General features: G+C 38.0%; 18 protein-coding genes. 4 read left to right on the top strand and 14 right to left on the bottom strand.

Going from position 1 to position 23472, the window contains the following annotated elements; genetic code table 11:
• The first annotated feature begins 20 nt into the window (after positions 1–20).
• On the top strand, positions 21–809 hold the full coding sequence (locus ACXR6G_RS17585; RefSeq protein ID WP_458362762.1) for a hypothetical protein: 789 nt from the start codon (positions 21–23) through the stop codon (positions 807–809).
• A 10-nt stretch (positions 810–819) separates the two neighbouring features.
• Here ACXR6G_RS17585 and ACXR6G_RS17580 read toward each other — a convergent pair whose 3' ends face one another.
• The 11 genes from ACXR6G_RS17580 to ACXR6G_RS17530 all read right to left on the bottom strand — a co-directional run bounded on the left by ACXR6G_RS17580 (position 820) and on the right by ACXR6G_RS17530 (position 15390).
• Complete coding sequence (locus ACXR6G_RS17580; protein ID WP_458362761.1) at positions 820–1599, bottom strand: alpha/beta hydrolase; 780 nt, start codon at positions 1597–1599, stop codon at positions 820–822.
• Positions 1600–1743: 144 nt separating this feature from the next.
• The gene (gene carB / locus ACXR6G_RS17575) at positions 1744–4968 is read right to left on the bottom strand and encodes a carbamoyl-phosphate synthase (glutamine-hydrolyzing) large subunit (protein WP_458362760.1); all 3225 of its coding nucleotides are present in this window, start codon (positions 4966–4968) and stop codon (positions 1744–1746) included.
• Between the two features lie 66 nt (positions 4969–5034).
• Positions 5035–6111 (bottom strand): glutamine-hydrolyzing carbamoyl-phosphate synthase small subunit, encoded by a 1077-nt coding sequence (carA, locus tag ACXR6G_RS17570; protein ID WP_458362759.1) that lies wholly within the window; start codon positions 6109–6111, stop codon positions 5035–5037.
• A gap of 57 nt (positions 6112–6168) precedes the next feature.
• Positions 6169–7506: an argininosuccinate lyase gene (gene argH / locus ACXR6G_RS17565; protein WP_458362758.1), complete on the bottom strand. Its 1338-nt coding sequence runs from the start codon at positions 7504–7506 to the stop codon at positions 6169–6171.
• 73 nt (positions 7507–7579) lie between these two features.
• Entirely contained in the window at positions 7580–8653 is a 1074-nt protein-coding gene (locus ACXR6G_RS17560) for a M20 family metallo-hydrolase (RefSeq protein WP_458362757.1), read from the bottom strand.
• Positions 8653–9429 carry an acetylglutamate kinase gene (gene argB / locus ACXR6G_RS17555; RefSeq protein ID WP_458362756.1) on the bottom strand — a complete coding sequence of 259 codons (777 nt, stop codon included), beginning with the start codon at positions 9427–9429 and terminating at the stop codon, positions 8653–8655. Before argB ends, ACXR6G_RS17560 begins: the two co-directional genes overlap by 1 nt.
• Before the next feature lie 2 nt (positions 9430–9431).
• Positions 9432–10559, bottom strand: a complete 1128-nt coding sequence (locus ACXR6G_RS17550) for an aspartate aminotransferase family protein (RefSeq protein WP_458362755.1) — start codon at positions 10557–10559, stop codon at positions 9432–9434.
• Positions 10560–10659: 100 nt separating this feature from the next.
• Positions 10660–11625 carry an N-acetyl-gamma-glutamyl-phosphate reductase gene (argC, locus tag ACXR6G_RS17545; RefSeq protein ID WP_458362754.1) on the bottom strand — a complete coding sequence of 322 codons (966 nt, stop codon included), beginning with the start codon at positions 11623–11625 and terminating at the stop codon, positions 10660–10662.
• 1 nt (position 11626) lies between these two features.
• Entirely contained in the window at positions 11627–12826 is a 1200-nt protein-coding gene (locus ACXR6G_RS17540; RefSeq protein ID WP_458362753.1) for an argininosuccinate synthase, read from the bottom strand.
• Positions 12827–12851: 25 nt separating this feature from the next.
• Positions 12852–13421, bottom strand: coding sequence for a GNAT family N-acetyltransferase (locus tag ACXR6G_RS17535; protein WP_458362752.1), 570 nt, complete (start codon positions 13419–13421; stop codon positions 12852–12854).
• 886 nt (positions 13422–14307) lie between these two features.
• A complete protein-coding gene (locus ACXR6G_RS17530) occupies positions 14308–15390 on the bottom strand; it encodes a DUF2652 domain-containing protein (protein WP_458362751.1) in 1083 nt (360 codons plus the stop codon).
• A gap of 302 nt (positions 15391–15692) precedes the next feature.
• Between ACXR6G_RS17530 and ACXR6G_RS17525 the strand changes: the two genes are divergently transcribed.
• A complete protein-coding gene (locus tag ACXR6G_RS17525) occupies positions 15693–16223 on the top strand; it encodes a hypothetical protein (RefSeq protein WP_458362750.1) in 531 nt (176 codons plus the stop codon).
• A gap of 103 nt (positions 16224–16326) precedes the next feature.
• Here ACXR6G_RS17525 and ACXR6G_RS17520 read toward each other — a convergent pair whose 3' ends face one another.
• Positions 16327–16791: a KTSC domain-containing protein gene (locus ACXR6G_RS17520; RefSeq protein WP_458362749.1), complete on the bottom strand. Its 465-nt coding sequence runs from the start codon at positions 16789–16791 to the stop codon at positions 16327–16329.
• Positions 16792–18302: 1511 nt separating this feature from the next.
• Here ACXR6G_RS17520 and ACXR6G_RS17515 point away from each other — a divergent pair.
• Positions 18303–19394 carry a nuclear transport factor 2 family protein gene (locus ACXR6G_RS17515; RefSeq protein ID WP_458362748.1) on the top strand — a complete coding sequence of 364 codons (1092 nt, stop codon included), beginning with the start codon at positions 18303–18305 and terminating at the stop codon, positions 19392–19394.
• Between the two features lie 821 nt (positions 19395–20215).
• On the opposite strand, the gene ACXR6G_RS17510 is transcribed toward ACXR6G_RS17515, so the two are convergent.
• Positions 20216–20968, bottom strand: coding sequence for a hypothetical protein (locus ACXR6G_RS17510; RefSeq protein ID WP_458362747.1), 753 nt, complete (start codon positions 20966–20968; stop codon positions 20216–20218).
• A gap of 370 nt (positions 20969–21338) precedes the next feature.
• Here ACXR6G_RS17510 and ACXR6G_RS17505 point away from each other — a divergent pair, with 370 nt between their 5' ends.
• On the top strand, positions 21339–21629 hold the full coding sequence (locus tag ACXR6G_RS17505) for a YciI family protein (protein WP_458362746.1): 291 nt from the start codon (positions 21339–21341) through the stop codon (positions 21627–21629).
• A 309-nt stretch (positions 21630–21938) separates the two neighbouring features.
• On the opposite strand, the gene ACXR6G_RS17500 is transcribed toward ACXR6G_RS17505, so the two are convergent.
• Entirely contained in the window at positions 21939–23393 is a 1455-nt protein-coding gene (locus ACXR6G_RS17500; RefSeq protein WP_458362745.1) for a glutamate synthase subunit beta, read from the bottom strand.
• Positions 23394–23472: the final 79 nt, after the last annotated feature.

The raw sequence follows: 23472 nt of genomic DNA, 5'->3' as shown, positions 1-23472 counted from the left end.
TAATCAACAACATCTTGTTTATGAGAGCTATTCTACCCTTATCGATAATTAGCCTAAGTTTATTATTATTCTCATGTCAAAAAGAATCTAAGCATTCTGGATATGTAGATGAAAATGAAGCTTTAGTTGAAGATTTAATAAAAGTAAAAGGTGATTCAAGAACTTACAACTATGATTTTAAAATTCTGGAGGAACCAAAATCTGAAGGTGTGAGTTATTATGAACCAAGCTCAATTATTGAATGCTTTTCCAGTATTCCTAAGGAAATGAGAGATGCGATTCATTTACCACTCTTGAGTGATTTTCCATTCACAACAGGAATCCAAAAAGCCAATATTGTTACCTTTTGGAACGCTTTTAATACCCTTATCTTTGAAATTCAAATATCGTTCTTCGAAAACACTGCTGAGTATAAGGCTGACAATCAGGATTTTTTCATCATCTCAGCTACCCAACTGACTGATAATCCTTTCATAGACGATCCTAATTCAAGTGATGATCCAATTGATCAGTGGCGAATTGATTTTAATGTAGATGGAGCTGATAGTCCTGAAGAAGTTGTAATTTATAGGGATTTAGAATTAACAGATGATTTGCCATTATTCTTTAAAAACTTGTTCCCACACTGGTCTACCATGTATCCTTATTATTCATATGACCCAATTAAAAGTACAATTGAACACACCTCAACGGGTTCTAAAGTGTATTATGCATGGCACGATGGCTTACTTTTCCAAATTGGATACAAATTTACTGATGATACAATTGATATGGAAGCTGTTGTTCGTAAGATCATTTTAGGAGAATAAAACAAAATATCTATAAGCCCTCACAATGCCTTTTAAGGTGTCGCAAGCCATTCTGTGTTTCTTCATCAGAATAGTGATGCCAAAAGCTGTCAAAGCCATGCTCTACTCCATGCAGATACTCAAAACTGTGGGGTAGTTTTATTTCATCCAAATAATCATGCATGGCAAAACTAGCCTTTCTATTCTGATTTCTAACAAATCGATCTTCAGTTCCGATTTCCATATAGAGTTGAACACCTGATTCAATTAGCGCAGCTTTATTCTTTAGTGCCAACTCTTTATTTTCAGCTAGCGTGTAATCACTCACATAGCCCATTGAAATAACAGACTTAAAGCTATTGGGGTATTTAAACAGATAATGTAAAGCTCCACCTCCTCCTCTGGAATGGCCTTCAAGCGAAACACCTTCTTTCTCTCCACCAGCCTTAAAATGATCTCTACAGAACTGAATAAACTCACCATTTAGTTCTGGGATGAGTAAAGATTCGTTCTCAGGCGTAAACCATTGAATTTTATCTCTATCATTATCCCCTCGAATACCTGCAATCACAATATCATTAAGCTCACCTGATAAAATCCATTCATTAAGCTGATCAGCCTTTACATACTTTTGAAAAGTTGTTTCATCTCCTCCTTGACCATGTAAAAACAAAAGCAAGCTATAATTCCCATTCGGATTCCAATTGGGAGGCAAATAAACGAAGTACGGCACTGTAGAACGCATTTCACTTTCGAATGATGAAATCGTAAATTGCCCTGGTGCATTAGAATAATTAAAGCTTGATGACATATGCAGAGTAATAATGAATTGAATAACAAAAATAGCTTTTTTCAAAACTAAGAGAGATGTTCCAAGCAATTTAAATTCGATACAACAAAAAATCCTGACAGTTCGAAAACATGTCAGGATTAATTTGGTTAAGCTGTTAGAAGCTTAGGATAAATAGTGGCTATAAGTATTAATATCTAAAGTCTCCAGTGATTTTTTACAGAATGAGTAGATAAAGGCACTTGCCAATCTAGCATTCGTTACTAAAGGCACATTTAGATCGATGGCTGCACGTCTTATTTGATAATCGTTGAAAAGCTCGTTTTCGCTTAAGTTCTTCGGAATGTTGATCACGAAATCAACCTCTTTACTTCGAATCAAATCCAAGGCTGTTTTTTCACCCTTTTCATCTGGCCAAGCGACAGCTTCTATCTCAACTCCATTCTCAGAAAGGAATTTTGCAGTCCCACGTGTCCCATATAGTTTGTAGCCTTTCTCTTGAAGCATCTGAGTACTCTGAAGAAGTTCAACTTTTGAGCGAATAGGTCCACTACTAATCAAAACGCCCTTCTTCGGGATTCGATAACCTACTGATAACATTGATTTTAGTATCGCATCATAGTAATCAGGCCCGATACAACCAACTTCACCCGTCGAAGCCATATCTACACCTAAAACCGGGTCAGCTTTTGACAATCTAGAGAAGGAGAATTGTGAGGCTTTCACACCAATATTTTCCAATTCGAACATAGATGGCATTTGCGTAGGAATCGTTCCATTAAGCATGGCCTTAGTTGCCAATTCCACAAAATTAAAGTCCATTACTTTCGAAACAAATGGGAAACTTCGACTGGCTCTCACATTACATTCGATCACTTTAATATCGTTATCCTTTGCCAACAACTGCATATTAAATGGTCCTGTAATATTTAAAGATTTGGCAATCTCGGCCGCTATCTTACGGATTCTACGAATGGTTTCAAAATACAGCTTCTGTGGTGGGAATACTAAGGTGGCATCACCTGAGTGTACCCCTGCGAATTCGACATGTTCAGAGATCGCATCAATCAGAACGACACCATCTTTTGCTACACCATCGAACTCGATCTCTTTAGCTTGCTGAATGAATTCACTCACAACCACAGGGTATTGTTTCGAAACCTGTGTTGCCAGATTTAGGAAATGCTCCAATTCGTTCTTATTGGATACCACATTCATAGCGGCTCCCGATAGCACATAACTTGGACGAATCAGAACCGGGAAGTCAACCTCATCAATAAAGGTATGAATGGCCTCAATACTACTCAATTCCGCCCAACGTGGCTGATCTACACCCAAATCATCTAACATCGCAGAGAAGGTCTTTCTGTTCTCCGCTCTATCAATACTTTCAGGAGATGTACCTAGAACCTTAACATCTGCATCGTGTAAGCGCATCGCAAGGTTATTAGGTATTTGACCACCTACAGATACAATAACACCCTTAGGCTGTTCTAGCTCGATAATATCCAAAACCCTTTCGAATGACAGTTCATCGAAGTATAAACGATCACACACATCGTAATCAGTACTCACCGTTTCAGGGTTGTAGTTGATCATGACTGAACGGTAACCTTCTTTCTTCACACCACTCAAAGCATTTACGCTACACCAGTCGAATTCCACACTGGAACCAATACGATATGCACCTGACCCAAGAACTATAACCGACTTATTGTCATTCTCATAAACCAAGTCATCTTCACTACCACTATAAGTCAAATATAAGTAGTTTGTTTGTGCTGGATATTCAGCTGCAAGCGTATCTATTTGCTTCACAACCGGGGTAATTCCAAGTTTCTTACGGCAATTTCTAACTTGTAGAAGTTCAGATTCCATATTCCCATCAACTGGCTTTAAAACAAAACGAGCAATTTGAAAATCGGAGAAACCATACACTTTAGCTTTACGAAATAGATCTGTATTCAGAGAGTTTAAATCATTGTACTTTTTAAGATCCCATTTTAACTTACTGATATTCTCTAGCTTACTTAGGAACCATTTATCAATTGCTGTCAAGTCATGAATCTGGTTGACTGAGTATCCTTTTTCAAAAGCCTGAGCGACAGCAAATATTCTCATATCTGTAGGGTTAGCCAATTCCTTATCAACATCCTCGAACTTGGAATTTTGGTTGCCCACAAATCCGTGCATACCCTGTCCAATCATTCTCAGACCTTTCTGAATGGCTTCCTCAAAGTTTCGACCAATGGCCATCACTTCTCCAACCGACTTCATACTCGAGCCAATCTCCTTGGTGACACCTTCGAACTTATTCAAGTCCCAACGTGGTATTTTACAAACCACATAGTCGAGAGCAGGTTCAAAACAAGCTGTCGTTGTTTTGGTTACTGCATTCTTTAAATCCTGGAGTGCATAACCTAAACCAAGCTTTGCTGCTACAAAGGCTAAAGGATAACCAGTTGCCTTAGAAGCCAGTGCAGAAGAACGAGATAAACGAGCATTCACCTCAATCACTCGGTAATCCTCAGAGTTTGGATCCAAAGCATACTGAACATTACATTCTCCAACCACACCAAAGTGACGAATAATCTTAAGGGCAAGCGATCTTAGCTTGTGATATTCTGAGTTGGTTAGTGTTTGTGATGGTGCAATAACGATACTTTCTCCTGTATGAATTCCAAGAGGATCGAAATTTTCCATATTACATACCGTAATACAGTTGTCGTAAGCATCACGAACCACCTCGTATTCCACTTCTTTCCATCCCTTCAAGGACTCTTCAACTAAAATTTGAGATGAATAAGACAAAGCGTTTTCTGCTAAGGTTCTTAGCTCATCCATATTATTACAAAATCCTGAGCCTTGACCACCCAAAGTAAAGGCTGCACGAATAATGATTGGGAAGCCCAACTTTCCTGCTGCATCCAAAGCCCCATCAATTGACCCTACCGCCATACTCTTTGGCGTTTTTACATCAATCGAGCGAAGTTCATTTGCAAAAACCTCTCTATCTTCTGTTTTGATGATGGTCTCGATAGGTGTTCCAAGAACCTTCAAGTTATATTTTTCAAGGGTTCCTGCATTGAATAGCTCAATACCGCAATTCAATGCTGTTTGTCCACCAAATGCCAAAAGAATACCATCTGGCTTCTCTTTTAGTATCACCTGCTCGACAAAATAAGGCGTTATAGGTAGAAAATAGATTTCATCTGCGATACCTTTCGAGGTTTGAACTGTTGCAATATTGGGATTAATAAGTACCGTTTTGATACCTTCCTCTTTCATAGCTTTTAGAGCCTGAGATCCCGAGTAATCAAATTCACCTGCTTCACCAATCTTAAGCGCTCCGGAACCTAATACCAATACCTTCTTTATGTTATGAGTCATGTTTTTCTGAGTTAATGTTAATTCTGATATCCCTTTTTTCACTTTAACCTTTCTACTTTAAGTACTTTACCCTTTGTACTCTTCCATCATTGCAATGAAATCATCGAATAAGAATTCGGTATCAGTTGGTCCACTTGAGGCTTCAGGGTGAAACTGAGAAGAAAAGAAAGGCTTGGTTTTGTGCTTGATTCCCTCACAGGTATTATCATTAGCATTTTCAAACAAAACCTCCCAATCCGATGGTAATGTTGTCGTATCGATCGCATAACCATGATTTTGAGAGGTAATATAACATCGCTTTGTCCCTTTTAAAAGGACAGGCTGATTGTGAGAACGATGTCCATACTTTAACTTATAAGTATCAGCTCCTGCTGCTAAAGCCATCAGCTGTGTTCCCAAACAAATTCCCATTATTGGCTTATCCTGATCTAAAGCTGTTTTCACGTGTTCAATAGCCTTAACATTCTGTTTCGGATCACCTGGTCCATTAGAAATAAACAAGCCATCGTAATCTTCATTCGTAAAGTCAAAATCGTAAGGAACACGAGTAACTGTCGTATCACGCTTCAAAAGGCAACGAATGATATTATTCTTACAACCGCAATCCAACAGTAGAACTTTGTGTTTACCATTTCCGTAAGTCTTAATCTCTGTAGTGCTGACTTCAGAAACCAGATGTCGAAAATTAGGATCGATAAAAGATACATCCTCATCATTAACAACAATCTTTGCCTTCATACTTCCATTATTACGAAGCTTCTTGGTTAGTGCTCGTGTATCCACCCCATAAATACCTGGAATTTGATGTTCTTTCATCCAATCAGATAAACTTAAACTTGCATTCCAGTGGCTAAAGTCCTCCGTGTAATCCGATACAACAAAACCTGAAAGCTGGATCTTTTCTGATTCAAAATGACGAAACAAATCATCTTCTTTTCTGTCTCCGGGAACCCCATAATTTCCAATCAAAGGAAAGGTTGTCACCAAAATCTGACCTCGGTACGATGGATCACTCAAACTTTCAGGATAACCTGTCATAGCCGTATTGAAGACCATTTCTCCTGCCACAGACCCTTCATAACCAAAAGAAGTTCCATGATACTCGCTACCATCTTCCAGTATTAACTTTGCTTGTTTCAACATAAATTGTAATTATATAATGGTTGTTTATTATTCTTTATTCTACTGCCTTATAAGGTACTAACTTCTCCCCAATAAACTTTTATAGGCTTGATCGATCTTTTCGAAATTAAACGTCTGAATCGTTTTTTCTAGTTTCAATTTGATTTGCTCATTGCAGAGATTTCCAATACTGCCCTCGTGCTGATGCTTTAAATCACCATCGTACTTAAACTGTCCCGATTCTACCAATGCCCCAACTTCTTTGTAGGCATCACGGAAAGGAACGCCCTTGAGGACCAATTCATTTACCATCTCAACAGTAAACAGATACTGGTATTTTTCGTCCTCTAGTAAATTCTCATTGACTTTTACATTCGAAAGCATGGTTTTAGTCATTTCCAGACAGGATATTAATTGATCGAAAGCTGGCATGAAGAATTCTTTTGTTAGCTGATAATCTCTATGGTAACCTGAAGGCAGATTCGAACTGACTGCTTGAATCTGAGTCGGTAGTACTTGCAAAGAGTTTGCTTTTGCTCTTACTAACTCAAAAACATCCGGGTTCTTTTTATGCGGCATAATGCTACTACCCGTGGTAAACTCGTCAGCAAAACTGATAAAACCAAAGTTTTGTGAATTGTACAAGCAAGCATCCATGGCCAATTTCCCAATGGTGTAGGCCATATTAGAAAGTGCAGAAACAACTGCAAACTCCATTTTCCCTCTTCCCATTTGTGCGTAAACCACATTGTAATTCAGGCTTTCAAAGCCTAACAAATCTGTTGTCATCTGACGATCGAGTGGAAATGAGGAGCCATAACCAGCACCTGAACCAAGAGGGTTTTGATCTACTACTTTAAAGGCTGATTGTAACAAAGCCAAATCATCGCTCAAAGCCTCTGCGTATGCACCAAACCATAAGCCAAAAGATGATGGCATGGCCACTTGCAAGTGCGTGTAGCCTGGAATAATGACATCCTTATACTTCTCAGAATTTTCAATTAGCTGATCGAATAGTGCTTTGGCTTCATTCACCACTCTTTCTATTTCATGACGTGTGAATAGCTTTAAATCCAATAGAACCTGATCATTCCTTGATCTTCCAGAGTGAATCTTCTTACCCACATCGCCTAAAGCTTCTGTTAGTAGAAATTCAACCTGTGAGTGAACATCTTCAACACCGTCATCAATTGAAAAATTTCCATTTTGAATATCAACAAATATCTTTTGTAGTTCCTTCTCAACAAGAGCAAGCTCTTCTGGCTCCAATAGATTAATACTGGTCAACATTTTGCAATGAGCTAACGAACCCAATACATCAAAAGGAGCTAGCTGTAAATCAAGCTCACGATCTTTCCCAATCGTAAAATTTTCTACATTCTGATTAATCTTCGTGCCTTTATCCCAAAGTTTCATATCTATATTTTTTTAGGCTTATAACTAACTGCTGCCAGCTATAAGCTCCTTTATCCTTTTATCACTTTATCCTTTAACCTTGTATTTCCAAACCATTCAATAGCTGGTAATAAATCTCAACCCCTTCTTCAATTTCTAATAGATTGATGTATTCGTTTGCCGTATGAGATCGAGCTGAATTTCCGGGTCCAAACTTTAAAGTTGGAAAGCCCTTCATAATGGCCTGATCCGATGTCGTAGGAGAACCATAATAGCTTCTTCCCATTTTGATTCCAGCCTGAACCAGCGGGTGTTTCAAGTCGATACCTGAAGAATTCATTCTAAAGGATCTGGCTTTCACATCACTTTCAGTTTGGCCATTGATAAAAGTAAAAAGCTCCATATTGTTATAATGTTCATTACTTCTTATATCCACCACAAATCTGCAAGAATCTGGCACCACATTGTGCTGAGATCCAGCATCAATCTGAGTCACAGTCATCTTTACAGGACCCAGTATATCTGATTCCTTATCGAATTTGTAAGTCTGAAACCATTGCAAATCTTTCATGGCTTTCTCAATGGCATTCACACCTTCACCTCTGGCGGCATGTCCTGCTTTTCCTTTAGCTTCAACATCAAGTACCATCAGACCTTTTTCAGCAATTGCCATCTGCATAAGTGTTGGTTCACCAACAATGCCGATGTCAATCTTTCCAATCTCCTTTTGAATCAATTCAAACCCACCCTTACCCGATATTTCCTCTTCGGCAGAAGCTGCAAACACAAGATTGTATGGCTGTTCTTTTTCATCAAGTGCAAAAAAGGTTGCCATAAGAGAACACAAACATCCTCCAGCGTCATTCGATCCTAATCCGTACAATTTACCATCTTCTACAAGTGGATGAAAAGGATCCTTAGTCCAGGATGCCGAAGCATTTACGGTATCCAAATGAGAATTCAGAAGCAAGAGTGGCTTACCTTCAGAATTGTGTTTTCCGAAAGCCCAAACATTACTCCCTTTCCTATGGGTTTGATATTCATGACTTTTAAGAACACTCTCCATTAAATCAGTTGCCTGATCTTCTTCTTCACTATATGATTGTATGCCAATTAATCCCTTAAGGGTTTCAATTGCTAGTGCTTTATATGTATCTAAATTCATCATTAGAATTCTATCAATTCGGTTCCGCAATATTTATCTTTTGATATTCTCAGAAGGTCACCAATAATAACATGTACACCCTTATCAAAAGCTCTAAAAGCATTCTCTGTTTTTGGCAACATCCCTTTATTAATGCTCCCTCTTTCTTTCATTTCCTCATACATTCTAGAGTCAAGACTCTTCAGAAAACTCATATCATCCTCAGGATTAATTAAAACCCCCTGCTTCTCGAATGAATAGATTAGTTTAACCTGATATTTTTCACTTAATGCGATGGCTAATTCTGTTGCAACTGTATCAGCATTGGTATTCAATAGCTGTCCTTTTCCATCATGCGTAATGGCAGATAAGACTAAAACCTTATTCTTTTCAATGTAATCAGACAATGCCTCAGTATTCACCTCAAGAACGTCACCAACATAGCCGTAGTCGATGCTTGCATGCTGTCGTTTTTCAGCTAATATCAAGTTATCGTCAGCACCACATAAACCAATCGCTTGCTGATTCATAGCTTGAAGACCAGCAACAATCTTTTTGTTGATTAATCCTGCATACACCATACTGACAACTTTTAAAGTCTCCGCATTGGTAATTCTTCGTCCATCAATCATTGGCGAACTAATGCCCAATTGCTTAGCCAAATCAGAGGCAAGTTTACCTCCTCCATGAACCAAAAGCTTAGCACCTTCTATTTTTGCAAAAGCTTTAAGGCATTCTGACAGCTTACTTTCATCATCTATCAGATTGCCTCCAATTTTCACTAGTGTCAAATTCTTCATAACTATTGCTTTTCAATTAGTGATGAAAAATCGCTTATAAATACCTTGGCATCGGCCATTGTCAATGTCAAGGGTGGTAATAATCGTAAGGTCTTTTCGCCTGAAGCTCCTGTAAAGTAGGCCTTATCAAAAAGTAGAGCTGATTTAACTTCAGCCTTATTTTCTAAATCAATACCTATCATCAAACCTTTTGCTCTTATAGATTGTTCTCCAAGAATCTTTTTCAGTTCGTCTTCAAGGTATTCACCAACTCTTGCAGCATTTTCTATCAATTTCTCTTCTTTCATCACCTCCAAAACAGCGATTCCAGCAGCGCAGGCTAAATGATTCCCACCAAATGTTGTTCCCAACAAACCTGCTTTAGCCTCTAGTTTTGGGTTAATTAAAACTCCAGCAAGAGGAAATCCATTCCCCATCCCCTTAGCAGTTGTAATGATATCGGCTTTGATATTGGCGTGCTGATGTGCAAAAAACATCCCTGTTCTGCCATAACCAGATTGAATCTCATCGAGAATTAGAAGAGCTTCATGTTTTTGACACAAGCTTTCTGCCTCTTTTAGGAAATCGGTTTCTGGCATCACGACACCATTTACCCCTTGAATCCCTTCAATAATAAAAGCTGCGACATCACCATTTTCAAGCTCAGCTTTTAAGGCTTCCGTATCGTTCATCTCTATGAAAGCCACATTGTGCTTGGCATTATAACATGAAGCCAGCTTCGTATTATCTGTTACTGCTAGTGCGCCTCCTGTTCTTCCATGAAAAGCACCTTTTATGGCAATCACCTTTGATTTCCCTGTGTGAAAGGCTGCTAATTTTAAGGCATTTTCATTGGCCTCTGCCCCTGAATTACACAGGAATAGATTGTAATCATCGTAACCCGAAAGCTCACCCAACTTCTCAGCCAGTTGGTCCTGTAGTTTATTTTCAACCACATTGGAATAAAAACCTAAGCATCTCATCTGATTTTCAAGACGAAATAAGTAATGCGGATGTGAGTGTCCTATAGAAATCACACCATGACCGCCGTAAAAATCTTTATATTCTTTTCCCTCAGCATCGGCTAGCATAATGCCCTCACCTGAAACCAAATTGATATCGTATTTTGTATATGTATTGAATAATTGCATGCGTCCTATTTTTTTGGAGCCGAAGCCCTTTTACACCGAAAATCGGGACCAGCAAAGCTGGTTTTATCCTTTTTACTTTATCCTTTAAGCTTTTGAACCTTTAAAAGGCAACTGGCTTTAATCTTAAGCCTGCATCTTCAGCTAATCCAAACATGATATTCATATTCTGAACAGCCTGTCCTGATGCTCCTTTCAAGAGGTTGTCTATACTCGAAACAATAAGTAGCTTATCGCCATGTTTCTCCAAGTGCAAAATGCATTTATTGGTATTTACGGCCTGCTTCACATCTGTGTTTTCATCACTAATCACCACAAATGGATGATCCAGATAATAGTTCTGATAATGAACCATGGCTTCGATAAGGCTCCACTCACAAGTGGTATAAACCGATGCTAAAATACCTCGAGAGAAATTCCCTCTCACAGGGATAAAATTCAGTGCTTTATTAAAATCCGTTTGCAAATTCTTCAGACTCTCGTTTATTTCAGCTAAATGCTGGTGTTCGAAAGCTTTGTATAGTGATACATTATTATTCTTCCACGAAAAATGCGATGTTCCTGTTGGTGCCTGACCTGCTCCTGTCGATCCTGTAATGGCTGTTACATGTACTTCATCTTTCAGTGCTTGATGCTTTGCCAGTGGCAATAGAGCTAACTCAATGGCCGTTGCAAAACAACCCGGATTTGCAATGTACTTAGCTTCAGAAATGCTCGCTTTATTCATCTCAGGCAAACCGTAGACAAATTCATGCTCATCGCTTTCCAATCTAAAATCCATACTCAAATCGATGACCTTTAAATCCTCTGGCAAGTTGTTTTTTTCAAAAAATCTTTTGCTTTTACCATGACCTGAGCAAAGAAAAATCACATCGACAGCATTAAAATTGGCATCTGAAAAATTCAATGAACATTCACCTAGTAAATCCTGATGCACTTTACTGATGGGCTGTGCATTATGACTGCTCGACTGTACAAAAACGATCTGTGCCTCTGGATGCCAAAGCAAGAGTCTCAACAACTCTCCTGCGGTATAACCCGCTCCTCCTATAATTCCTATCTTTATCATTCTATTTCGCATTTATAGTGTGATAAATCTTCATCGAGTTCGCTAGGATTGTGGTAAAACCTTTCACATCATCGGCTGTCCAACCTTTATTTTTCTCTCCGTATTGTCCGAAAGCATCACTCATCAAGTCATTGGGTGTAATCACGCCCACCATCTGATAATATTTAGGATAAAGCATCAACTTCACTTCTCCTGTAACTGTTTTCTGAGAATCTTCAAGGAAACATTCTATATTTCTCATCAATGGCTCCAGGTATTGAGCTTCGTGTAGAAGCATGCCGTAGAAATCACCTAACTGATCCTTCCAATGCATTTGCCATTTACTTAGACAATGCTTTTCAAGCATTTCGTGAGCTTTCAGAATCAAAACAGGCGCAGCTGCTTCGAAGGCAACTCTACCTTTTGTTCCCAAAATGGTATCCCCAATGTGCATGTCTCTACCTATTCCGTAGGCCGATCCTATTTTTTCAATGGTTTTAATGGCATCAAGTGGATTTTCAAACTTTTGTCCGTTTACCGATACCAGTTCTCCCATTTCAAATCCAATACTAAGCTCTGAAGGCTCAGTTTGTGTTACTTGAGATGGATAAGCTTCCTCAGGAATGGTTTGATCCGATACTAAGGTCTCTTTCCCACCTATGCTAGTTCCCCAAATTCCTGCATTAATAGAATAAGCCATCTTCTCGAAAGCATCATCAATACCTGCTTCTTTCAGGTACTGAATTTCATCTTCTCTACTCAACTCCAGATCTCTAGTTGGGGTAATAATCTTGGCTTTAGGTGCCATTATTTGGAAGATTAAATCGAATCTGATTTGATCGTTTCCTGCTCCAGTACTACCATGAGCAATATAATCGGCACCAATTTCGTGGGCATATTGGGCAATAGCCATGGCCTGAAAAGCTCTCTCCGAGCTAACTGATAAAGGGTAGCAGTTATTCTTTAGAACATTACCCATTATCAGGTATTTGATACATTTTGCGTAATACTCTTCAGTCAAATCAATACTGGAATGTTCTATCACACCTAGTTTTTGAGTTTTATTCTCGATTGCGGCAAGTTCTTCGTCACTAAATCCGCCTGTATTTCCCAATACTGTATAAACTTTCATGCCCAAATCCTTCGATAAGTGAAGAGCACAGTATGTTGTATCTAATCCGCCACTGTAGGCTAAAACGACTTTTTTATCTTTTGTTATCATGATTCTGTTTTTGCTTCTGATTCTACTAAAATGATTTCTGAGGGTTTTTCGGATCGCACAACATGCCTGTACACAAACACATTTTGTGATTGGTTCTTTGTAGGATGTCGTAATTAATGCATGACGCACATCCTTGCCAGAAAGATTGATCTGTGGTGAGTTCCGAAAAAGTAACGGGCTTGTAAGCCAGGTCTGAGTTGATTTTCATGACCGCCAAGCTGGTGGTTAATCCGAAGATTTTTGCTTCGGGGAAACGCTTTCTCGATAAGTGGAAAGCTTTCTCTTTTATTTGCTTGGCCAAACCAACATAACGGTAGTCCGGATGGACAATAAGACCCGAATTGGCTACATATAACTCATGTTCCCAGGTTTCGATATAACAAAAACCGATAACCTTATTCCCTGCAAAGGCAATAACCGATTTTCCTTCCTGAAGTTTTTGAGCAATGTATAAGGGATTTCTCTTGGCTATCCCTGTTCCTCTTATTTTAGCAGCTGTTTCAATCATTTCGCAAATGTCAGTCGCATACTTGGTATGTATCACGCCCGATTCGATAACAGCTATTTCTTGTTTTATATCTACAGTTAATTCCATTTCTTTCTAAATCGCTAGGTTTCCCAGAATAAAGCTACGCCTGTCAGGCTTAACCATTTGTTGTTAATGTCAATATCAAAGCTCTCTTTTAAGCCGTTTGTTAGCTTGTCTTGTCGGAGCCTTAGCCGATCTTCTCTGTTAAAAAATGTGTTCATCTTGTTTAACTTTTATCTTGTTGTATCTTCTAATTTCTTTATTTAATTCTCTCTATATCTGCGCCTTTTAACGTTCATAGGGTACAAAAAAAGCCCACCGTAATCAACGGCAAGCTTATATATCCTATTTGAGTTAATAGCATATCAGACTCATCCGCCCCTTCAGGGTAGCAGTTCGAACGCAAGTGGCGTCGGCTTACTGTGTAGATCGTTGTTGGCATATGAGGTTCTGTTATAAATTAAGTGTCAAAAAAAATGCTCAAAAAAAAGGCTTACCGTTTAAACGGTAAGCCTTCTAAATATATCGTGGTCAATTCAGACTACACGACAATAGGACTCCTACCGCTTTCTTCGAAAGTGATCTGCGTCTTCGTCGTATGTTTAAAAATTGATTCATTGTTCTCTATTTTTATTCTTTTGGTACTCGATAATTTTACAAATTGGGCATAAAAAAAGCCTTCCGATATAAAGGAAAGCCTGGAAAATAATCCACAAACAATGCTCCCTTATTGTTGAAATAAAGATCTGCGTCGTCGTCGAATTATCATTTTTGTAGCCATGCTTTTTTTTGTTTTTTGTTGTGACAAATATAGAAACATTTTTTCATCATTACCAAATCAAGCTCAAAGGAACAGCTGTGCAAAGGATTTCGCAAATTCTAAATAAGAACACAGAATAGCTGTAAAAGCAGGCCTTCTTATTTAGACTTAACTTTAATGTAAAAATCTGAATTAAAGCTTTCTTTTTTCGACAAAGTCATGCAATGAGTCTAAATTTTTAGATATGGATTTCTTAAAAATAGGTTTCAAAAGAAGGGCAATCATGAGTTTTTTTATTGGAGATTTTGCCTTTAAGAAGATTTCCAACTCTAGTTGACATGAATTCTCATCGACAGGCGTAAAAATATAGAACTGATAAAGTTCATCAACTGGAGATGGACTCGTTGTTAATTCACCATAAATCAATTTACCTTCTTCAACCTCCTTACTTACGGTAACAAAATTCAGATGCTTCCCATTAACCACACAGACATGCTCTGTTCCCAACTTCGTCACTTCATGCTCATTATAATGCAGTTTATCAACCCCTTCAGCCCAATAGTGACGATAGGAATAATTGGTAATATATTCGAGAAGCTGTTCTGCTGAAACAGGAAATTCTTTTTCAAGAATTAGGGATGGCGGACTATCAAACTGTATTTTCTTTCCTGGCGAGAAAGCTTCCAATTTCAAGCTATTCGAATCAATAAGGGAGAACAGATAGTTCACATCATGCCCGTCATAAGCATCCTGCCCCTTCTTAAAATCGTATAACTTCGATTGGTAATTCTCTCCTAAATGAATCGCTTCACTCAAGTTTTTACTAAGAAGAATGTAATTGTCACTATCAATCGAATTTTTCATCAAGCGATGCGCTTCAATCACTTCGGTCCCAAAGGGTTTCCTCTTGTTCTGAACCGTCATATATTGCAGTTCGCCGCAGTGAGCAATAATCTTAAGATTCAGATTCGGCGCTGTAGCACAGGCATTACAAGGACAAATTCTATTTTTTTCAAGCAATTTCAGATGAGAATAAAAAGCCGTAAACATCTTCTCTGCCTTTGCCAATAGGCTTTCAAGCGATGGTAATTCCTCTTCCTGATAAAAGAAAAGGGCATCTCCCTCCACCTCAGCCAACTGATATTCATTGGCATTTGCTTCTAATAAGATCTCAAGCAATTCCGCAATCACATGCTGGCTGTGCTCCACCTCTGTCGATTGAACAAACTCGGTAAATCCAGATATATCAGGTATAAATAGTAATGACTTCTCCATGCTGTGCTTTTAATGTTTCCGATGAAGAAGATAAGGCTTTATTTCTAAAGCCAAAGAAGATAAGAGTGTAGATGTTTAATTTTCAAAGATGCTTTATTAAATCCATAAACAAATTAGGGATACACCCATCATTAAATTTTAAAAGCCAAATTGGGTGTTTTATCAAAACAAGTAATTCATGCTAGCTCATTATTATAAAAAGAACTAAATTGGGTATTGTACTATACAAAGTCATTACTGTAATTATCACGACACTTATCTGCTTAATTGGTTCTCTCATAATAATCCTAACAAATAAAACTATGAGTTATTCGAGTAATTTTTTTGTATCCCTTGATCAACTGGGTAATACGATAGCCGGTGGAAATCCCGACAATACGATATCTGCAAGAATAGGCTATTACAATTACCATGATGACTATAGCAAGGAGCCAGCATTACATTGGAAGCTTTTTATGTATATAGTCGACACCACATTCTATCCTATTGATGGAGAAAGACATTGTCATGAAGCCTATCACAATGATTCAGGGGAATATTTTGATGAGACGAAAAACTGGGCAATAGCTATTTTAGCTATATTCATTATTCCCTGCTGTTTACTAATAGGGCTTATTCTATATACATTATTAGTTATGGGCTTAGTCTCCCCTAAAAATATCGATCTCAATAATAATATCAAACAACGAATTATTGGAGCTAATAATAGGTTAAAAGGGACACTCCATGAATTTAATGAATATGACATTCAAGTAAATTCTGACATAAAGGAATTGTACTCTGAAACTCAAACCTTATTGACAATTATCACAAATATCATTCATTCAGAATAGTCAAATAGCAGAATAAAAGATAGAACTCGGGATAGAAAAAAAGCCATAAAAAAAGAGCATCACTCCAATAAAGTGATGCTCTAATTATGATATTCTTGACGAATTAAGCGACTTCAGCTTCTGCAGAAACTGTTGCTTTCTTCGATTTGCGGTATGTGTATGAGTTATAGATGCTTCTCTTTGCAAAACGAGCTTGCTTATCAGAGTTAATCATCTTTTGGAAAACAGCCTTATTCACACCATAGTATTCGTAAGCAGATCCATCTAAAAAGATAACCTCAAGTAATAAACCTTTGTGCTTTAAGTCAGCAATACCAATTTGAGTTGTAACATTATCATACTCCTCCTGGTTTGCAGCTTTAGTCTCTGGAGCAATACCCACTAAGAAATGGTAAGCATCGATAATCTGACGGCTTTTTAATTCAGCCTCTTCGTACATTTCATGTCCTTCAGGGAATTTATCGGTATGCCATTCTTTAACCAAGTTTCTGTATGTTGATTTTAGACTTCTAAGTGTTGTGTCCTGATCAACATTGAACAATTTCTTGTATTCATTAATACGCTTCATAGATGCTTCCTTTGTAAATTTACTCTCAATAGATTCTTAGGTGTTTTTAATGGCACACCCATGCCCTTGTTTTTTTCAAAGCAGCCGCAAAAATATACATTTAAAAGTTATGAATACGATGTATTGATTCTTTTCTCCTTATTTATTATTCCCTGGAAGCGTGAACGATGAGGCTTGCCCTCTTTTTGTTCCCGAAAAACCTGATAAGTTTGCTACACTCGCTACCGCACGATTTTATCGTGTGGAATTTGATTCATAAGGTAAAGTAACACGATACTACCGAAGCTAATCGCGCACCATCTGAACGATCTGTATCTAACAAAAACAACATCATGAAACCCCAAACCCCTGAAGGGGCTTAAAAATCATATCAACAGAAAAAAGGGTTTGGATTAAACCCAAAGCATTATTTATATCCTTGCAATTGCTTAATCGATTATCAAAACCTGACAGAGTCCTTTTTCAGGTCCTGTCAGCGTTTATTTTACGAAATAACTATGGCTATCAGCTTCAAGCAAACTAACAAGTTCAAATATCTAAATGCAAGCGAAACTAACAGTTCATTACTTATTTCAATGCTGACAGGTCTTCGACGCTGTCAGATAAAATTCGACGTAGAGATATACGTTATTTCAACTTCACAATTCCATTCTTCAAAGCATTCAAGTCTTCAATAAGTTTCAACTCTTTTTAAGACGCGATGCACTGAGGCGTGATGCATATTAAAACGCTTACCAATTTGGCTTTGGCTAAAATCTTTCTCGGTAAGTCTCTACCAAGCACACCATCGCTCGTCAACAATTATACGTGTGCGTGACTCCAGGGTCAGGATTACTAGCTGAAATTGCCTGTCCCTAGAACGGGCTCAGAAAACTCAGAAACTGCTTACCACCCAACCTTAATCCCGACTCTATAAACCATTTAACCTAAATGTAAGATTCTGATTACCTCATAATAAAATTAGATTTTCCGTTCGTCAAAAGCTCTTAACATTATCCACAAAGAGCTGGTAACTTGAGGATTGTATGAAAAAATACGTGAAGGAATTATAGTGGTAATAGTAAAGAGACAATAGAATCTCAAAAAGAAGTAGTGGATTATTGCTATAAATTGCAAATTATAATGGATGGACAAAAAGATATTGATTCTATTGGAGAATATATATATCGAGGAACATTATCTTATTGGCGGATAGAACCAGTTAATGGGACTTATGAAGGCTTAACAAAGCACAAAAACTACAACGTTACAACTATACCGTTTTCATTTCTTTTATTTCAAAATACTCCGAAATGACTATCAATGATTTAGAATTGCCATCATTTGATACATTATTACAATTGGAAAGTTTATTATTTATATCGTCAGATCCCTATGATAACTAACTCTGTTACATATTGTCACAATACTTTAATTCAAAAAGGCAAGAACATAAATTCGACAATATCTGTAACATTCGTATTAACCAATTAAAAATATTACTTATGAAAACAAAACAAGTATTAGCAGTTATGATTACATCCCTATTCCTTTTATATGGGTGTTCGGATAATGAAGACAGTGTTGAAGGATTAGAATTGGCTTCTAAAAGCTCATCTTTAACCAAGAGTGCATCTGAATCCCACGGTTCATCTGAAATTCACCGGGCATATCCAAAAGAAGAAGCAGAGGTCTTAGCAACTTTTGGGGCCATTGCAACAAATATTACACTAGGAGCCGGACTTGGATATGGTACAGAATCGGATCCAAATGTATTTATGGACCAACTTATCTCTTTTCATGACTATGAGGGATACTATTTTACTGAATTCAGGGATGGGGGATCTTACCATGCTGAGGAAAATGAAGTTTATGAACGTACGTTATTTGGTACTGAAGTAGACGTGGTTCAGAAATTTGCCGCTGTCCCTGGAACTTTGAAAGTTGCTGTATATTATGGAAATGTAGCTAATTTAACCTTTATCTCAGATTTTGAACTGTGGATAGGCGGAACTTTACATCCAGTCAATAATCTAATTACTTTATTATTTGTTAAAACAGATGGTGAATGGAAAATGGTTCACGAACATCATTCTCCTGTGAATGTTGCAGAACCAGGAGTGGCTTCTCTCGATTATACATCCGAAAAACCTGTAACTGAATTTGACCCAACACAAAATGAGGTCTACGCAACTTTTGGGGCCATTGCAGAAAGTATAAGACTCGGAGCCGGACATGGATATGATGGCCCATATATGGATGAACTTATCTCTTTTCATGCCTATGGCAAAAAGTTTACTGAATTCAATAATGGAGAATCTTTCGATAGTTCGGGCAATGAACATAATGAACGTAAATTGTTTGGTGAAGATTTAGAAGAAGATGGAGTTAAATGGTTTGGCTTTGCCCCTGGAACTTTGAATATTGCTGTATATTATGGGAATGTTGCTAATTTAACCTTTGTCTCAGATTTTATTCTGGATTTTAAAGACGGACCAACAGGTTATAGAATCCATAATCTAATTACTTTATTATTTGTTAAAATAAAGGGTGAATGGAAATTGGTTCACGAACATCATTCTCCTTATGCGGGTGCCGATATCGCTTTGCCAGGTGATGTCTAACCCAAATAATTGAAAAAACGCAAAACCATTAGGGTCATAATCCGTAATGGTTTTGCATACTATTGGTTTTGTCACCTCTATTGATCCGGGATTTGACGTAAATTTTTAAGTTTTTCTTAAAAATTACATATAGGAGCGATATACATAACCATGCAATATATATAGATCCCACATCAATTGAAAAATCCGCATGACTATGCGGATTTTTTTATTTCTAAAAAACTCAAATCGAAGATTTGAAAGATTTGAAAGATTTGAAAGATTTAAAGAAATAAAAAAGTACAACACACAATAGCGTAGTGTGATTTTTCATGGAAATTCATTAAAATGTGAAGATCTAGATTATCTTGATAAACTAAACTATTATAATAGGTTTCCAAAATTTGTTGAAACTGTAATGTTGAAATATTTTGGAAAAGATGATGTGAAAAATATTGAATTGAAAAAACATTACTAATATCAAAAAAAGAGTAATAATCTGTCAAGCTATTTTAGGAACAGACAGTTCCGTACGAGAAAGCACCCCTCCCGTTCGCAAATTGACTATCTCCGTTCGGCATGGGTAGGCTTCCGTTAGAAAATTCAGTAGCTCAGTTGGGGAATTGACTTGTTCAGTTGGGCTGGGCACCCTTCAGTTAGATAAAGGAGGTACTCAGTTGCAGATTTGCCCCCTCCAGTTAGATGCCGGAGCCTGTCAGTTAGATGGGGAACCCTTCAGTTGGGCAACTGAGATAGTAAATTCCCCAACTGAAGCATTAAAAGCATACGAAACAGAGCACACAAAAAAAGAGAAGTGATGAGCTTCTCTTTTTTTATTTGAACTAGGCTTCTTCCTGAGCCTCTAATTCTTGTCTTCTTTTATAGGAATTGTATTTATCCCTATTGTGTTTGCTCGAATAGGATTTAACATGATCCGTATTTTTACGGAATACGAAACGACCATAGTTTCGTATTTCATCCATCACTTGTTTTAATAAGGTGTAAGCTTGGTCGCGAATCACCTTAGTTTCGTCATCCACATACATATGACCATTAACAGCACCCAGTAAACGACCTATTCTATCAGCAGCTTCGGCAGCACTATCCAATAGTGTTTCATCGAAATTGATGGCTTCTAGTGGGACTAAATTCGCCTTACCCAATACCGAAAGGTTAGCCATATCCTGTATAGCATCGCCCTGTGAGTCACCTTCCTTAATCGCATTCATCTTTCTTATTAATGCTTCATCGTTACGATAAGCAAAATCCATATGATCGATTAAATCGTTACGGAATTCGATAAATACAGGCCATTCTGCCTTCCAGGCTTCCTTGGCATCTTCACGAACCGTATTCAACTCTTCCCAATTACTTTGAGCCGTACGCAAAGCACCTGTACGTGGCAGCAGCTTAGCTAAAAGCTCAGCAGTCATACCTACGGCAGTAAGAAAGGCTAAATCGTTTGAAGCGCGCGTATGCAAACTCTCGGCTTCTTGTAAGTAAATGCCAATAGGCATATCACATTGTTTAATTTGCTGCTTAGTTACAGCCTTTATCTCTGGTAAGAGATCTAATAAATCTTGTTGATCTGACATGAATCTGAATTTTAAATATTTATAAAACCTTCAGCACAAATCGCTCTTCACATTAAATTTATTTTTCATTGCATTTTTTATATGCAAGGGGTTCATTATTAGCCATCAACTAACAAATCACTATTGAAGTTATGTAAAAAACATCTATTTATCAAAGAATTATTAAATATAAATTTATGCTAGCTTGTTTTCAAAGTATTGATAATCAGAATTTATTTAATGGTGACTTCTCTTAAAAAAAACGAAGCAAATTTATGATGAGATCACCGAAGGTAATGACAATACTCTCCTGCTTTCCTATAATTAAAGCATGCCTGTCAGCGGATTATTTTGTAATTTTATATGAAAGCAACTAAAAACCCCAATTCTAATGTTTATCGTACACATCAATTATATAGTCAGTCTAGACATCGTTGAGCAATATTTAACAGCTCATATGAACTATCTAAAACGGCAATATGCCCAAGGCAACTTTATAGCCTCAGGAAGACGGGTGCCTCGTTTGGGTGCTGTTATTCTCTCCAATATGGAAAGTAGAGAGGCATTGGATCAAGTTTTAGAACAAGATCCTTTTAAGAAAGGCAATTTGGCTGATTATGTGGTCACTGAATTTGTGCCTACTTTGACTTGTAAGGAATTGGATTTTCTGATACTGGAGTAAAAAAAAACAAGCTGTCATGACCTTCGGTGATCTCGCAAGCTCGGTAACGAAAGAGCCTAAGCGAGTGAAGTAATCTCGCTATAGTTGAACAAAGGTATATTCTGCATTGACAACAAACCACCTCGCCTTCTCCCGTATATCGGGATCAGGCACTCCTCCTTAACCAAGGAGGAGAAATAAAATGAGTTATGAAATAGCATGAGTCAATTCATTTATTATGAGATTGCCACGAGTTCGTTCCTCACTCTCGCAATGACAATAAAAAAAGAACCCCTCTCCCAAGAAACAAGGAAAGGGGCCTACTCTAAATCAATCTACCACGGAGATTAGAGAATGTTTTTTTGATTCGAGAACAGAACTACCGCTCAAGTAAATATCGACCTTACGTGCCGCCTCACGCCCTTCGCTAATGGCATGAACCACCAGTGATTGCCCTCGGCGCATATCGCCAGCGGCAAAAACACCTGCTTTAGTCGTTTGATATTTTATTGTTTTTACATTTTTTCTTTCGTCCAAGTCGATACCCAACTGGTTAATCAGTCCGTCGAGCTGTGGATGGAGAAAACCGACGGCTAAAAAGGCCAGATCGCAAGGCAATTCGCGTTCACTGCCTGCAATTTCTTTAAAGCCAGCATTCTCCCATTCAATATCGACTAGCTTTACGGCTTTCAACTGCCCTTTTTCATCGCCAATAAATTCTTTGGTCAACACCGACCATTCTCGTTCACAACCTTCCTCTTGCGAACTACTTGTTCGCAATATAGCAGGATATTGTGGCCAGGGAGTTGCTGGATTAAAACCATTGGGTGGCTGAATCAGCAATTCAATTTGAAGCACAGATTGGGCTCCTTGTCGTATTGATGTTCCTACACAATCTGAACCTGTATCGCCACCACCTATCACCAAAACATGCTTGTCAGATGCTAGAATCGTATCTTCTTTTTTTATGGTATCGCCAGCATTCCGCTCATTTTGCTGACGCAAAAAATCCATCGCAAAATGAACTCCTTTCAGCTCCCGCCCTTTAACATCTACATCTCTGGGCACAGTAGATCCGCCCGAAAGCAATACGGCATCGTAATCGTTCAAAACACTTTCTACAGCAATGTTTTTACCGACATAAGCCTTGGTTTTAAATTGAATACCTGCAGCTCGCATCACATCCAATCGGCGATCGATAAGCTCTTTTTCCAGCTTAAAATCAGGGATACCATAACGTAACAAGCCACCAATTCGGTCGTTTCTTTCGAATACAGTCACCTCGTGGCCTGCTGAATTAAGTTGTGAAGCAGCTGCCAAACCAGCTGGACCAGAACCAATCACGGCCACCTTTTTATTGCTTCGCATTAAGGGGATATTGGGCTTTACCCAGCCTTCTTTATAGGCTCGCTCAATAATATTCTTTTCAATTAACTCAATGGCCGTAGCCTCTTTATTGATCGCTAAAACGCAAGATGCTTCGCAGGGTGCAGGGCAAATTCGTCCCGTAAATTCCGGGAAATTATTGGTCGATGCCAAAATCTTATAGGCGGCCTTCCAATTATCTTTATAGACCATATCGTTAAAATCAGGAATATTATTTCCCAGTGGGCAGCCAGAGTGGCAAAAAGGTACACCGCAATCCATACAACGTGAAGCTTGTTTTTCGACTTTAATTTTACTTATTGATTGAATAAATTCTTTGTGGTCTTTGATTCGAACCGCCACCGGATTATAGGCCGGCAATTCTCTTTTATATTCTAAAAATCCTGTTGGTTTTCCCATCTTTCAATTCTTTAATTTTTGATAATTCTGGATAATATTGAGGGTCTCATATTCCTCCCTTCCTTCGACTCCGCTCAGG

The sequence above is a fragment of the Ancylomarina sp. YFZ004 genome, assembly GCF_054254355.1.
Note: the sequence above shows the minus strand (reverse complement) of the source record. Positions and strands in the feature narration are given on the sequence as shown.